Origin of the sequence: Pseudoalteromonas haloplanktis ATCC 14393, from assembly GCF_000238355.1 — a bacterium.
GTDB lineage: Bacteria > Pseudomonadota > Gammaproteobacteria > Enterobacterales > Alteromonadaceae > Pseudoalteromonas > Pseudoalteromonas haloplanktis.
This window is the reverse complement of the sequence record NZ_AHCA01000014.1, coordinates 51,684-65,990: the sequence shown is the minus strand read 5'-3', so window position 1 is coordinate 65,990 and position 14,307 is coordinate 51,684. Positions and strand designations below refer to the sequence as shown.

11 protein-coding genes are annotated in these 14,307 nt (G+C 42.1%); 5 read left to right on the top strand and 6 right to left on the bottom strand.

Annotation, left to right across the window (positions count from 1 at the left end; translation table 11 throughout):
* Nucleotides 1–97 precede the first annotated feature (97 nt).
* The 4 genes from PHAL_RS0119800 (at nucleotide 98) to PHAL_RS0119785 (ending at nucleotide 2,447) form a co-directional block, all read left to right on the top strand.
* Complete coding sequence (locus tag PHAL_RS0119800) at nucleotides 98–286, top strand: YgaP family membrane protein (protein WP_016710177.1); 189 nt, start codon at nucleotides 98–100, stop codon at nucleotides 284–286.
* The gene (locus PHAL_RS0119795; protein ID WP_016710175.1) at nucleotides 286–630 is read left to right on the top strand and encodes a rhodanese-like domain-containing protein; all 345 of its coding nucleotides are present in this window, start codon (nucleotides 286–288) and stop codon (nucleotides 628–630) included. Before PHAL_RS0119800 ends, PHAL_RS0119795 begins: the two co-directional genes overlap by 1 nt.
* A gap of 141 nt (nucleotides 631–771) precedes the next feature.
* Nucleotides 772–2,127, top strand: a complete 1,356-nt coding sequence (locus PHAL_RS0119790; protein WP_016710173.1) for a DUF3943 domain-containing protein — start codon at nucleotides 772–774, stop codon at nucleotides 2,125–2,127.
* Entirely contained in the window at nucleotides 2,127–2,447 is a 321-nt protein-coding gene (locus PHAL_RS0119785) for a DUF4156 domain-containing protein (protein ID WP_016710172.1), read from the top strand. Before PHAL_RS0119790 ends, PHAL_RS0119785 begins: the two co-directional genes overlap by 1 nt.
* 138 nt (nucleotides 2,448–2,585) lie before the next feature.
* Here PHAL_RS0119785 and PHAL_RS0119780 read toward each other — a convergent pair whose 3' ends face one another.
* From PHAL_RS0119780 to PHAL_RS0119755, 5 genes are all read right to left on the bottom strand, one after another.
* A complete protein-coding gene (locus tag PHAL_RS0119780; RefSeq protein WP_016710171.1) occupies nucleotides 2,586–3,128 on the bottom strand; it encodes a PH domain-containing protein in 543 nt (180 codons plus the stop codon).
* A gap of 125 nt (nucleotides 3,129–3,253) precedes the next feature.
* The gene (pulA, locus tag PHAL_RS0119775) at nucleotides 3,254–7,564 is read right to left on the bottom strand and encodes a pullulanase-type alpha-1,6-glucosidase (RefSeq protein WP_016710170.1); all 4,311 of its coding nucleotides are present in this window, start codon (nucleotides 7,562–7,564) and stop codon (nucleotides 3,254–3,256) included.
* 21 nt (nucleotides 7,565–7,585) lie between these two features.
* On the bottom strand, nucleotides 7,586–10,468 hold the full coding sequence (locus tag PHAL_RS0119770; RefSeq protein WP_016710169.1) for a TonB-dependent receptor: 2,883 nt from the start codon (nucleotides 10,466–10,468) through the stop codon (nucleotides 7,586–7,588).
* Between the two features lie 437 nt (nucleotides 10,469–10,905).
* On the bottom strand, nucleotides 10,906–11,088 hold the full coding sequence (locus PHAL_RS0119760; protein ID WP_016710167.1) for a hypothetical protein: 183 nt from the start codon (nucleotides 11,086–11,088) through the stop codon (nucleotides 10,906–10,908).
* A gap of 11 nt (nucleotides 11,089–11,099) precedes the next feature.
* Complete coding sequence (locus PHAL_RS0119755) at nucleotides 11,100–11,498, bottom strand: DUF3224 domain-containing protein (RefSeq protein WP_016710165.1); 399 nt, start codon at nucleotides 11,496–11,498, stop codon at nucleotides 11,100–11,102.
* An 89-nt stretch (nucleotides 11,499–11,587) separates the two neighbouring features.
* Here PHAL_RS0119755 and PHAL_RS0119750 point away from each other — a divergent pair, with 89 nt between their 5' ends.
* The gene (locus PHAL_RS0119750; protein ID WP_016710164.1) at nucleotides 11,588–13,369 is read left to right on the top strand and encodes an ABC transporter transmembrane domain-containing protein; all 1,782 of its coding nucleotides are present in this window, start codon (nucleotides 11,588–11,590) and stop codon (nucleotides 13,367–13,369) included.
* Between the two features lie 73 nt (nucleotides 13,370–13,442).
* Here PHAL_RS0119750 and PHAL_RS0119745 read toward each other — a convergent pair whose 3' ends face one another.
* Nucleotides 13,443–14,075, bottom strand: coding sequence for an OmpA family protein (locus PHAL_RS0119745; protein WP_016710163.1), 633 nt, complete (start codon nucleotides 14,073–14,075; stop codon nucleotides 13,443–13,445).
* Nucleotides 14,076–14,307 lie beyond the last annotated feature (232 nt).

Genomic DNA, 14,307 nt, shown 5'->3' with positions numbered 1-14,307 from the left:
AACGATCCCACTAAAACGTTCTAAGCAAAGTATAGATTTTTACATTAGTAAAATCTAATATAAATAACATTAGGAAAAACTAATATAAGGTATAAATATGAAAATTAGTGACGGTATTCTTTTACTTGCAGGTAGTATGGTGACAATTTCAGTCATATTAAGCTACTTTGTAGATAGCCGTTTTATGTGGTTAACATTATTTATAGGAGTAAACCTGATCCAAACAGCGTTTACTAAATGGTGCCCACTTATAAATTTTTTGCGCAAACGAGGGTTTACAGACTAATGCTTACTTCAATCCCAGATCTAATGAAAATAATTACCCCCAACCAGCGCCGTATTGATGCTGAGCAAGCAAAGCAAGAGCTTGAGCAAAATCACGGCCTACTAATTGACGTCAGAGAGCCCGCAGAGCATGCAACTAAAGCAGCCACTGGCGCTATTAATATTCCTCGCGGCTTGCTGGAAATGAAGTTAATGGAAATTGAAAAAGACCCTACACGACCGATTTACCTTCATTGTGCCAGTGGCGCGCGGGCAACTTTAAGTGCGGAAGCATTAACCCGTGTAGGGTATGAAAACGTCACTGTGATTACTTGTAACGCAGATACTATTTGCCAAGTATTTTAAAATATACGGGGCTTTTTTAGCCCCGCATGTTCTCTATAACGATGATTTAGCACAAAACAAAAATTAATAAATGAATTTATTATTGGTAAAGTCATATTTATAGTACAAAATTAACTTATTAAAGGATTTAATAATGACATTATGAACGTATATTACGCCTTACTAGTATCTATTGCATTGCCCACTGCCGCACTAGCACAAACCAGCAGTGCAACTATGGATGAACAAATAGCTCGCCCAACACCCCATTATAACTTTGCCACTAACACCACTTACGAACACCTCATAGCTGTTGATGGTTTTTATAAAGACCCATTCCAATTAAGCTTATTTGATCCCAAAAATGGCGAAGACTCAGAACGTTTATGGTCACAAAGTAAGTCAATTTTTGGTTATGGCTTTGGCGTAGCAGGCGTTATCTGGCTATTGCCTGAAGATATTTCACAATGGGACAAAGACGGTAGCACCTTAAAAAAATGGGGTGAGCACGTTAAAGAAGGCCCCGTATGGGATCGTGACGTAGGTTGGATCAATTTTATTGGCCATCCTTATTTTGGTGGAGTCTATTATCAAGCCGCACGTAAATCAGGTTATCGCCAATGGGATTCGTTTATGTACTCGGTACTGATGAGTACTTTTTATTGGGAATATGGGCTAGAAGCATTTGCTGAAGTGCCGTCGATTCAAGACTTAGTGATTACGCCTGTACTGGGCTGGGTTGCTGGTGAATGGGCATATCAAACAGAAATGGATATTCGTAAAGGTGGTGGCACCGTAATGGGTTCTGATCTGCTAGGCGATATCTCGCTGTTTGCTCTCGACCCAGTTGATAGTATTGGCCGCGGTATAAATTCAATGTTCGGACGCGAAATTATCACTGCCGGGACGGGCTATATCAACATTACGGATGTTCCTCTTCCTAAAGGTGGTAGTGAGCAGCAATTTCAAGTTAATTTAAGTTATGCCTTAGGCTCTGGTAAGCCTTATTCTGGCTATACCGGTTACAGTGACTATACCAAATACAGTGGGGACCCTATAGATACCAGTATTATTGGTATAACATTAGGCGGCGGCTATATTAATCCACATTCAAGTTGGCAGCTAAAACCAGGTACTTTCGCTGAAACAAGTTTAGGCCTTTATTTTACCAAACACTTTTCAGCGAGACTTAGTTATGCGCGCAGTGAGCTTGAAAGTGAAACCGCTGATGAACGAGTAACCTATGAAAACTATAGTGTAAATGGTCAATATTATTTTAATACTGATACCGACTTGCGCCCATATCTACTAGCTGGCTTTGGCGAAATGATGCGCGACCAAGATCGCGATAAGAAAACCTTTGTAAGCCATGCAGGACTGGGACTACATTACAAAATAAATAACAAGTTTGCTGTACAAGCAGACATAAAACGCTACATAGGCACTCGCTACGACAATCTTGATGATGTTGCCGCAGTGACATTAATTTATCGTTTTAATAAAGGTGAATGGTATTAATGAAACAGTTCCTTTGTTTAGGCTTACTCATACTCGTAGGGTGCAGCGCACATCCATTACAACCGAGCGCACAAGATATTGATATCAGCTTTGATACTAAAAAAACAACCCAACATTGCCAATACAAAGGCCTGTTGGTGGGCTCTCAAGGAGATATTATAAGCTATTGGTTTACAGCTGATAGAGATCTTGTAACTGGTGCGTTGAATGACTTAAAAAATCAAACTGCGCAATATGGCGCTAACACGGTGCTACTGAGAGAACAAATAGAATTAACCACTTCAGCCACATTTATTGCAGAGGCTTATCACTGCCCTTAGCAACTGTTAAAGAAATTTATAAACGCTGCGCTGTGGGGAGAGAAAACTAAAACAGCACAACGATATTTATTGTTCTACCCTCACTCACTTCTCATTTTCTTCTCTTTGTGCAAAACGTAGTACAATAATAAGTTAATTTTACTTTCTCTCATCCAGTAGCGTGACCATCATCTGCTCAATGTTTTTCACACTGTAGGTGAGTGCGCGAAGTAATTCGACTTGGCTTTGTGGCTCATCAACTTTAACCTTGCTTGGTTTTGTTTCGGCTAGGTTATCTTTTTGCGTTAAGATTGCCTCGCGAAACTCGCTGGCATCGACTACGCCAAGCAGTGACACGAGAGCGCCATGGCCAGATTGCCCTGCGGTTTCAAAACTCAAGCGATACAAACCAAATAAGCGCATCAGTGGCCCTTGGCTTAACCCAACGTCGGTGATTTTTTCAAGTGGGATAGACTTTTCTTCTTTAAAAAATACACCACGTTTAACCACCAGTTTACGCTCGAGTAATTGAGCCGACATAGCAGCCAAGATTCTGCCACTGACAATCCAAACAAGCAGCAAAATCACGGGAATTAAAGGAATAGTCACAATCCCTAATGTACTGACACACACAGCAAAGACTAGCCAATACGACTTAATTTTAGGATCAAAAGAGGCACTTTTTAAAATAACTTCTGACATCTTAGCTACTCATAGTTGGATTATGATTATAAAATACGCGAACTTTGTTTTAGCTGCAATTTGATCATAAAAAAACCGAGCATCTAGGATGCTCGGTTCTATTTGTTTATAAAGTGTATCAATGCTTAGTTCTTATTGATCAGTACCTGCACATTGTCACGATTAGGGCCAATCACCGTAAAGGTATAATTACCTGCATCTATAATGGCTACATTAATATTTGCCCCCACAGCTTCAAGTAAACTGTGCTCGCCAACCATAACAATTGGCGATTCACCAACTCCACCATAATCAACAGTACTCCAATCTTCAGACGCAATTTTGAACTCATAGTCTCCAGGCTCTAAATCAAGTGATGTACTATAAATAGCATTAGCTTGATAGATTAATGGGTTATCTGTGCCCCAACCATTTAAGCTGCCGCGTAAATAAACTTGCGTGTCTGCAAACATTTGCGCATTAAATACATTCAGCGTGGGTGCATTCAAATCACTGGCATCAAAAATAAACTGATATTCGCCCTCGGTTGCAATATCCATCGTCATATTAGCGCCTTTAACAGCTAATAACTTATCTTCGGCAACGGTTACGGTTGCATCCGCTTCACCAGAACCATAATCAATGGTATCCCAATCTTCAGAAGCTATTTTAAATTCATAGCTACCGGCATTAAGAAAAGTCGAAAAGCTATATATTCCTTTGCCTTGATAGATTAACTCATCACTGGTACCCCATTCATTCAAGCTGCCACGAACAAATACAGGCGTACCTACAAATGGTTCTTCGTTATAAATTCTCAGCTGTGGATTGTCTTTATCACTGGCATCAAACGAGAATACATAAGTTGCATCAATTGCAGCATTAAAGGTCATATTAGCGCCACTGCGTGTGAGTGCTTCGGCTTGATTTTCCAACACCTCTTTATCAGCGTCTGATAGCGCACCAAAATCCACACTCGACCAATCTTCAGAGGCAATTTTAAATTCATAGTCTCCCGCAGCTAAAGTAATAGCGACACGGTATTCACCATTGCCTACATATTCAAAGCTGTCAGCTGTGCCCCAATCATTTAAACTGCCACGCACATACACTGTTGTGCTACCAAAAGGCACCACATCTGGCGCACCCACTGTTGCATTAGCACTCAAACCAACGCCTTGCGCTTCGCCTTGTGGTTTAATAAACACAGCTATGGTGTAAGCAGGAACATTGAACGTGCCTTCAGTTTCATTAGCACTAAAACTTACTCCAGACATACTGCTATCGGTGCTGTTTTTAAGTATTGGATGTAATTCAAACCCAGCAGCGGTTGGTACTGTATGTGAAAGCGCATGCTCAGTTGCATTAATTACTACTACGAGCGCATCTACTTGGTTATCTAAATCAGCAAGACCTTGACCATCATCAATGCTCATTACAATCAAACCATGTTGCTGGTTTTTACCGACATTGTGAAAACCTACACGGTCAATAACATCTTGCTCTGTGGTTAATCTAAATAAAGGGCTGCTACTACGAATAGCTAAAAACTCTTGGAACACATCCCCTGCGTACGCTATATCTTGCGGCTGTGCAGCAGCTTGTGGATTACCTGAGACCTTAATGATCTCAGGCCATTTCTCTTGGTTTTTCTCCGCATTAGGTAAACCAATATTCCAATTATTATTTTCTTTCGTTAAATCTACCGCATTAAACCAATCCCCTGCATTATAGCTGTCACGATCCATTGATTTTGAGCGCAGTAAGTCAGCTCCCAATTGCATAAACGGGATACCTTGGCTTACCAATGGAATTGCTAATGCCATATTATGGGCACGCACGCGATGCTCAATACTCATACTTGCTGCATGCTTATATTGCAGTTGATCCCATAAGGTTTCGTTATCGTGCTTTGATACGTAGTTAATGCTGTCAGCAGGGTCTAAAGCATAAGCCGTCGGCTGAGTATTCCAGCTAAAGCTATTACCTTTTGCCGAATTACCTTTAAAGTCCTTAAGAATATAGTTTTGTAAATTACCCGCCAGCGATAAACGTAAGGTATCTTGGTCTGCTAAATTACCATCGGTCGGGTTATTACTAAACATAGCCCCACCGCGAACAGCCTCACGGATGCGGTCATTGAATGTGCCCACTTCGGAGCCTGCCATATCAGCTTGCTTAGCTTGAGTGAACAATCGGTTATTAGCGACTTCACCAAAATCCCAGCCTTCGCCATAAAAGTAGTTATCAGGGTCAACAGCTTGCACTGCTTCACGCGCTGCTAAAATTGATGATTTAGGCATGTGCCCCATAACATCAAAGCGGAAGCTGTCGTAACCAAAGTCGCGAGCAAGAATAACCAGTGAATCGCTAACAAACTTGTCCATCATCACATGTTCAGTCGCGGTGTTTTCACAACAGGTTGAACGCTCAATCTCACCGGTTATTTCACTGTATCTGTGGTAATAACCCGGCACGAGTTTATCAAATACTGATTTTTCCCAAATGCCTGATGACGTTGTATGGTTGTATACCACATCAAGAACCACACGAAGGCCGACCTCTTGTAGTGACTGTACCATGGCGCGTGTCTCTTTAACACGAGCAATGCCTTCGCTACTTGATGCATACGAGCCCTCCGGAGCTATAAAATGGTGTGGGTCATAACCCCAGTTAAAACCGTCTAAATCACGCATGGCGCTGGCAAGTGCTTGTGCATCATCAGAGCCCGGTAAGTAGCTTTGCATTAAATCTGCAATGATGCTGTTTTTATCTTCGATTTTACAGGCATCTGCTTCTTCGTTAATACGCTCGCATAATTTACCTAAGGTATCGGTGATTTCAACGCGTTGCTCTGTATCTTCTTCAATGGTGCCAATGTCTGTTACAGGGAGTAAATGAAAATGCGTTAAGCCTTTATCTGCCAGTTGTTTAAGGTGCTGCATTGGCACGCTTTCAAGTTCCGTAAACGCGAGGTACTTACCACGATTTACTTCACTTACTGACTGATCGCGAACACTAAAATCACGCACATGACCTTCATAGATAATAGCATCTTCTGGGTTAGTGATTGTTGGCACAATGCGCTCATCCCAGCCCTCTGGTTTGGTATCGTCATCATTTAAGTTGATCAACTGCGAATACAGGCCATTGCTTGATACATTGAGTGAGTAAGGGTCTGTACTCCATAAACTTTCAATCGCTTGAGTAGTGGGATGGTAAACATCAAACGCAAAGCGGTAATAATGACGGTCGTATTGGCTGTCTAAACTCACTGACCAAATACCGGTATTGTTGTCTAACGTCATGGCTGTGCTATGCACTTGCGCTTTTTCGGCATCAAACACGTTGATCATCATATTGCTAGCAGTTGGTGCCCACACTGATACATCTATTGCATTGTTATTATATTGCACACCCAGCATGGCTTCGTTCGCGTCGTTTTCACCTTGGGTGTATAGAGCATCGAGGGCTTTTGCTGTTTGTACAAAGCTTGCTTCAAGTAGCTTGCCGTCGGCGTCGTAGCCCGCCACAACCAGCTGTTGTTTTATAAGTTGTTTTGCAGTAGCGGCATCCCAATTGCCTTGATAAGCAGTCCAATCTGCGAGGTGCGGCACTTTGGCTGCTTGTTCATCGGTTAAATTTGTGGCGATTAGTTCAACTGTTTCACCATTTAAGCCCGCATCTAAATCAACAACCAAATCGGCGGCAGCTGATGAATGCAGCTTAATAATCTGCGTAAGCTCATTGCCGGGCTTATACAAAACCGTATTTAAATCTATCCAATGCGCTGATGCACCATCAATTGCAACTGGGCGTTCACCAAGGCTCGCAACTGGGTATTCAAATACTGTTGGCTCTCCATCAAAGGTAAAGTTCATACGCACAAAACGTTCATCGTCTTGCATCAGTGGCATGGTTAAATCCACATCACCATGGGCCTTACCGGTGCCCTCGGTGCCTATGTGAATAATAAAATTAGCGCACTCGGTATAGCCGTCTTTTAGCGCAACTATCCAATAGGCCCCATAGTTTGGATCCACACCATCATATTCATGGCCATTAGCCCAATCGGTAGCATCAAATGGCGGCGCGTAAGCGTCACAGCCGTCGGTATTCCAAGAGTGTAAACGGTAGCCTTCGTATCCTTCATTTTTATTACGTTTATAAAATAATACGGCTTCATTTTCCCCTGCAAATACCACAGGGTCTGGTAAGTCAGGGTTATAGCCATTAATACAGCTTTCATTATTTGCATCTGGAAACAACGGTGCATCGCAAGAAATAGGCTCAGGATCAACACACTGAGTCCCTTCACTGTTAGGCACTTGTGGTACATCACAAGCCAATAAGGCTTGGCCTGCTTTTACGTCACTACTGCCTGAACCACCACAGCCAAAAAGTAGTGTTAAGCTCACTGCAAATAGCAAATGAGTCAATTTAGTTATTTTATTCATTATTTATGCTCCAATTTGCTATTAGTGACTATAGGTAAAACCTAAATAAACCTGACGACCAAAGTACTGGGTCGTACCGGTGATATTTTCATTGCCAAAGTAACTTTGGGTTGGTTCATCGGTAAGGTTATTAACCTGTAGCAACATGCCAAATGAGTCAGTAAATTGATAAGAGGTTTGAAAGTCGACCACTGTCTCAGCATCAAAGTTAACTATCTGTTCATTGATAGCTACTTGCTCTGAAACAAAGTCTGAGCGATAACGCACATTAAGGCGGGTTTCAAAATTATCTAGGCTGTAAAACAAGGTGCCATTTAATACATTTTTAGACAAACCAGGCAAACCTTGCGTTACCGTTTCACCGCCTAAGCTAGTGATGGATTCAACTTCGCTCTCGGTGTATGAGTAACTCCCATTAAAACCTAGGCCATCAAATGGCGCAGGTAAAAAGGAAAAAACTTGTGTGTAGGCAAGTTCAATACCGCGAATATAACCACCATTAGCGTTATTAACTGCAGTGGTATAAGTACCGTTAGTCGTTGCTACCTGCTCGCCACTGACTGGGTTTTCAATATAGTCAGGAACGTTAAAGCCATTACCTTTAAAATCAAATCCTTCAATGGCGATGGTATCGATAAACGAATCGATGTTTTTATAAAAACCAGCGATCACAAGCGCACCATCTGATTCATCAAAATAGTGCTCGTAAGAGATATCGTATTGGTCGGCATAAAATGGTTTTAAGAATGGATTATTGGTACTTGAGCCGTTAATTTTACCGGTGGTTTTATCGGCCTGCGCACTGGCGTCCCCTGCCAGTCGGTTGATTGGTGGACGCGACATCACTTTAGCCGCCGCAAAACGTAATTGCGTGTTATCCGTTAGCTGAAAGTTTAAATTAAGGGATGGCAGATAATCAGTATAAGTTGTGCCAAGTACATTAGGTAAATAGTTTTTATTTACGATACCAATACTGTCGGTAATGTTTTGGGCACCCAGTGCCAAATCACCATTAACGTTTTCTAAAATAGTGGCCGATTGGTCAGTATCAACACGGCGAATACCAATATTACCTAACACTGGCATATTGCCGATCTCAGCATTAATATTAAGCATGGCGTACGCTGAAAGCACTTCCTCATACACTGAGCCACTTTGTAACATGGTCCACGAATAGTTAGTGGTGTAACCTTGTGGGTCGACTACCCCATCTGCATTACCCCAAGTTTTAACTGGCTGTGGCGCCCCTTCTGGAAACCAAGCATTAAGCGCCTTATCTAAATCAATCGCCAAATATGATGGAAAATAACTAAAATCACCTTCCCAATCTACGACGTTTACCATGTCATTGGTTAAACGCAGTGGCGGCTCACTCACTGAAAAATCACCATCATTACCGTATTCAAACACTGAACGATTGTTACTGTATTCGCGATCAGAGTAACGAGCACCAAATTCAACTGAGCTAAACCAGCTGTTATCCAACTCGTATTTAAAATCAAGGCGATAAGCGCTTACTTCATCTTCATTCTGATAAGGGTAAATACCGTACTTACTCACCATTACCCGTTCGATATCGCTAAATGCAGCCGCTTGATTAAAGCCAACATCCGGTAAATTCAAACCATTGAGCTGATAGTTTATTGATACATTTTTATCTAACACTGGTTCTTGCGCTGTAGCATCTTCGGCAACCAACGCCCACAATAAACCATTGCGGAAATTACTTTTAGCCCGTGATAGCGACACATCAACATTAACGTTTAAACGTTCTGTCACTTGCCAATCGGCGTTAATGCCATAGCTGTCTACTTCGTCAAAGTCTTGGTTATCATCATTTACAATTTCAACGTGAGTGTAGCCTTTTGAAGTACGATTAACAGAGGCACCAACCACCGAATTTCCCTCTAGCTGAGCGTTTGTATAAGTGGCCGTTGGGCCGCCTAATTTCACTCGTAAGCCACGGGCAAATGATTCTGTATCAAAGCGTGATAAAAACACGTCCCCTTTTAATTTAAAATTATCCACCGGCACCCACTCAATTGCTGCCATATAACCGTTACGGGTTTCTTCACCGCCTAAATGCTGAAGCTCAAAGCCTTCGCTGATGTATTCGTTTTCTGGTTTTACCTCAGGGCCATTAGTATCATTAGCAACACCGTCGACATCTTTATGATCGTTATACGCAAGACCAATGAATTGCGTTGCTACACTAGGTTGAAATAAGCGAGCATAACCAAGTGCAACACCTAAAGTATCGTCAAGGTACTTGCCTTGGTAAGAAAAACTAATGCGGTCGCCAAATTCAGTGGCATCGTTCACCTCTGACGCGCGATCGTTGTACATACCTCTGGCGTTAACCACAAACTTATGCTGCTGATCATTATCTAGCGGACTGGCTGTTTGCAGTTCTACAGTCCCTGCCACACCGCCTTCAATAAGCGAGGCTTTCGGGGATTTATACACGGCTGCAGAGCTAATTAATTCTGATGGATACTGATCAAACTCAATACTACGACTGCCGCTGGTTGATACTTGTTCGCGACCATTTAAGGTGGAAAATACAAACCCACCAGACATACCACGAATGTTGATTTCCGCGGCTTGTCCGCCAGTTCGTACCGCTGATATCCCCGGTAATCGAGTCAATGCATCAGCCATAGAGACATCAGGCAATGCCCCTAAGTCATCTGCCGATAACTGCTCTGATACTGTATCAGTAAAACGTTTTTGATTAAGTGATTGAATTAAACTGCGACTAAACCCAGTCACTTCAATAACTTCAAGTTCCTCACCTAATTGCGGTTTTTCAGCATTATTTTGTGCATCATTTTCAACCGCGCCTAACGCACTACTCGCTGCAAACATTGCGAGCATTAGTGCACTCAGTTTGAATTTCCCCATGAGCTTCCTACCCTATTAACTTTATAGTTGTGTGTTGTATTTTTTAAAAAGGTGTGCCGTTTATTTTTAAATTGTGGATAAAATAAAACCAATAAAGTGTAACTAAAAAGTAAATTAAGTGTGATGAATACGTATGCATTAGCAAAGACAATAGCTTGCGGGGAAAGGAACTTAGTTACGAAGTGCTGCGATCGTGTAGATAACGTGAAATAAATCGATATGCGAGCAGAAAGCTCGCTTTATGCCACGATCTCGCGGGGAAATTACAAATTACTAGAAACAACTTTTAAGGTAAGCGGTAAAGATTAATAAAATTTAATAACCTACATCATAAGCACAGCTCTTATTGCTAGTCCTATAAAAACCACAGCCAACCTTAGCCCAGGTGACATCGCACCCACCATCCAAATGGCGACTAAACTTAGCGATAACGTCATTTACAATTCCGTATTTTCGATAAGTAACGCATAACCATTCGCTTCGCCGAAAAAACCTGTAATCGAACTTACCGTTATCACTTTCCAACCATCTTGGTTTAATTGATAAATTTTTTCGTTTAGTGCCTCGATGTTTACGCCACCGAAAAAGCGTGTTTTTTTAAATTCTATTATTTTTTGCATAGCTTTAGCCTTTACAGTTGATATTCAAAGTCATAAAAGTGAATGCCTTGTTCAATGCGGATTGCCATATCACCAGTTAATCCTTCTAGCTCACCGCTTGCTGAATCAGGCACAACTTGTAAGATTAGACTGTCTTTGCCTTTATTCATTTGCCCATAGTGCTGAAGCACAAAACTGCCTTTTTTGCCTGATAAACTCCCCGTTACTTGCTCAATGGCGACATAACCGGCACTACCTTGCGTGGCTGTCATTGCACTGAGCATTTCGCCCGTGCTGGTTGCATCAAGCTCACCGGTAAAGGTTTTATCAATTGACATACGCCCCAAATTTACGCCATCAACGCCTTTCGCATAACCTTCAATGGGGTTGAGTTTAACGTTAAATTCGCCCGTTACTTTTTGAGTCGCCATAGCTAGTCCCTTCGTTGTTATAGAGTTAGTTATTGAAATTATGATTTATGTAACCATATCTATACCTTATCCACCAAAAAGAATCCAGCATGAGCACCAGCAAACCCGAGCCAAAAGAAAAAGCTGCTTTTAGTAGTTTAATTCCAATTTTTCAGTTTATTAAACCTTACAAATGGGTGGTTTTTTCTGCACTTGCAGCGCTACTAGTAACCGCGGGAGTTAACTTATCACTCGGTCAAGGGGTTAAATTTGTCATCGATCACGGCTTTATTGCAGGCTCTCAAGAGCAGCTAAAACAAGCCGTGTTAGTGCTCATTGGGTTGATCAGCTTACTAGCCATTGGCACCTTTAGCCGTTTTTATTTAATGTCGTGGATTGGTGAACGTGTTAGTAATGATATTCGTAAAGCGGTGTTTGACCGCATTGTTACCCTTCATCCGAGTTATTTTGAAGAAAACCGCAGTGGCGAATTAATGTCACGACTCACCACTGATACCACCTTACTGCAATCTATTATTGGCTCGTCATTTTCTATGGCGCTGCGAAGCGCACTAATGTTGGTGGGTGGTTTAGCTATGCTATTAATCACTAACTTAAAACTCACTTTGGTGGTGGTTGCTTGTGTACCGTTGGTTTTAGTGCCGATGATGGTATTTGGCAAAAAAGTACGTAAGCTTGCCAGCTCCAGCCAAGATGCGATTGCCGATATAAGCACGTATGCTGGCGAAATTATTCAAAACATCAAAGTGGTACAAAGCTATAGTCATGAACAGCGTGAGCAGCACGCCTTTGCACTCGAGACCGAAAAAGCCTTTAAGGTTGCCAAAAGCCGCATTAAGCAACGCTCGTTTTTAATTGCCGCAGTGATATTTTTAACCTTTAGTGCCATAAGCGTGATGCTTTGGGTTGGCGGCAGCGATGTACTCGCAGGCACCATGACCGGTGGTGAGCTAGGCGCGTTTGTGTTTTACGCCATTATGGTGGCTATGTCAGTGGCAACCGTGGCCGAAGTATATGGTGAATTACAGCGTGCGGCTGGTGCCGCAGCACGACTGCTTGAGCTGTTAGCGGTAAAAAGTGAAATTGTAAACCCTGAAGCACCACTTGATGAACAGTTGCAGTTAAACAATAAATCAGCGGCCATTGAGCTCAATAACATTACTTTTAATTACCCATCACGTCCTGATGTAAGTGCACTGAGAAATGTAACGCTTAATATAAAACAAGGCCAAACAGTGGCGATTGTCGGCCCATCTGGTGCAGGTAAAACCACTCTTTTTGAACTATTACAACGCTTTTACGACCCCGCCCATGGCGACATTAAATTTCATGGCATAAATATTAAAGATCTGTCACTCAATACGCTGCGCAATAGCATGGGTATGGTGGCACAAAACCCAATTTTATTTAGCTCGGATGTCATGCACAACATTCGCTATGGCAACCCCGATGCCACTGACGAGCAAGTATATGCTGCCACTAAGCATGCTCATGCCGATGAGTTTATAGCGCAATTACCAAATGGCTATGAAAGCTTTTTAGGTGAGCAAGGTGTGCGTTTATCCGGCGGGCAAAAACAGCGCATTGTATTAGCAAGAGCCATACTAAAAGACCCTGAAATACTGCTATTAGATGAAGCAACTAGCGCCTTAGATGCACAAAGTGAACACCACGTACAAGCCGCGCTTGAACATTTAATGCTAGACAGAACAACCTTGATCATTGCTCACCGCTTAGCAACCGTAAAACATGCCGATGTAATTGTAGTGATGGAGCAAGGTGAAATTATTGCAACGGGGACTCACCAACAATTAATAGAGTCTAATCCGCTGTATAAACAATTATGTGAGCTGCAGTTTAATAGAGATTGAGGGGGCGGTCAGCGGTAAATAATCTCAATCACCAGCTAATAAACAAGTGATTGAGATAAATAAATGCAAATAACTAACCTTCGGTGTTTGGTACGATTTGAATTTCTACACGGCGGTTTTGTGCGCGGCCGTTAGCGCTGTCGTTACTGGCAATTGGCCGAGTTTCCCCGTAGCCGCGTGTACTAATACGCCCAGCTAGGATCTGTTGGTTCACTAAGTAGCTTTTTACGCTTTGTGCGCGCTGCTCAGATAACGTCATGTTGTAGCTGTCTTTACCTGTGCTATCAGTATGGCCTTCAATACTTAAAAATGTTTTTTCGTATTTATTCATAACTTTAGCAATAGCATCTAAGGTGTTATGAAAACCCGATGAAATATACGATTGATCAGTGGCAAAAGTAATATTAGATGGCATAACTAAGCGTAAGTTATCACCTTCACGCACAACCTCGACGCCAGAACCCGCAAGTTCATCACGAAAAGCCGCTTCTTGTTTGTCCATGTAGTCACCGACAGCGGCGCCAGCTAGTGCACCAATAGCAGCACCAATAAAGATACGTTTATCATCGTGGTCACCGGTTGCTTTACCTAGCACAGCGCCGGTTGCGGCACCAATACCCGCTCCCACACCTGTGTTGGTGGTTTCACACCCAGTCAGTAGTATACCTACGATTGCTGCTGTTAGTAATGGTTTAGTTAACGTCATGGTAACTCCTTACCTATAAATTCTCATTTGCCAGCAAGTATGCAAAGTTATCCATGAACAAACGATGAAGACTCAGTTAAAAGCCCATCGCCTTGTGAGCAACTGTTGAATTTTCGGTTAAGAACCGAGGTATTTCGTTATCTAAGCTAAATAGGTACATCAATTAAAAACCATAAAACTGTCACTAAAATTTGTCATAATGAAATATAAAAGTGGTAAAGGAAAATACATT

Coding starts and splice junctions, on each gene's coding strand:
- PHAL_RS0119800 (WP_016710177.1), top strand. CDS start 98: ATGAAAATTAGTGACGGTATTCTTTTACTTGCAGGTAGTATGGTGACA.
- PHAL_RS0119795 (WP_016710175.1), top strand. CDS start 286: ATGCTTACTTCAATCCCAGATCTAATGAAAATAATTACCCCCAACCAG.
- PHAL_RS0119790 (WP_016710173.1), top strand. CDS start 772: ATGAACGTATATTACGCCTTACTAGTATCTATTGCATTGCCCACTGCC.
- PHAL_RS0119785 (WP_016710172.1), top strand. CDS start 2,127: ATGAAACAGTTCCTTTGTTTAGGCTTACTCATACTCGTAGGGTGCAGC.
- PHAL_RS0119780 (WP_016710171.1), bottom strand. CDS start 3,128: ATGTCAGAAGTTATTTTAAAAAGTGCCTCTTTTGATCCTAAAATTAAG.
- pulA (WP_016710170.1), bottom strand. CDS start 7,564: ATGAATAAAATAACTAAATTGACTCATTTGCTATTTGCAGTGAGCTTA.
- PHAL_RS0119770 (WP_016710169.1), bottom strand. CDS start 10,468: ATGGGGAAATTCAAACTGAGTGCACTAATGCTCGCAATGTTTGCAGCG.
- PHAL_RS0119760 (WP_016710167.1), bottom strand. CDS start 11,088: ATGCAAAAAATAATAGAATTTAAAAAAACACGCTTTTTCGGTGGCGTA.
- PHAL_RS0119755 (WP_016710165.1), bottom strand. CDS start 11,498: ATGGCGACTCAAAAAGTAACGGGCGAATTTAACGTTAAACTCAACCCC.
- PHAL_RS0119750 (WP_016710164.1), top strand. CDS start 11,588: ATGAGCACCAGCAAACCCGAGCCAAAAGAAAAAGCTGCTTTTAGTAGT.
- PHAL_RS0119745 (WP_016710163.1), bottom strand. CDS start 14,075: ATGACGTTAACTAAACCATTACTAACAGCAGCAATCGTAGGTATACTA.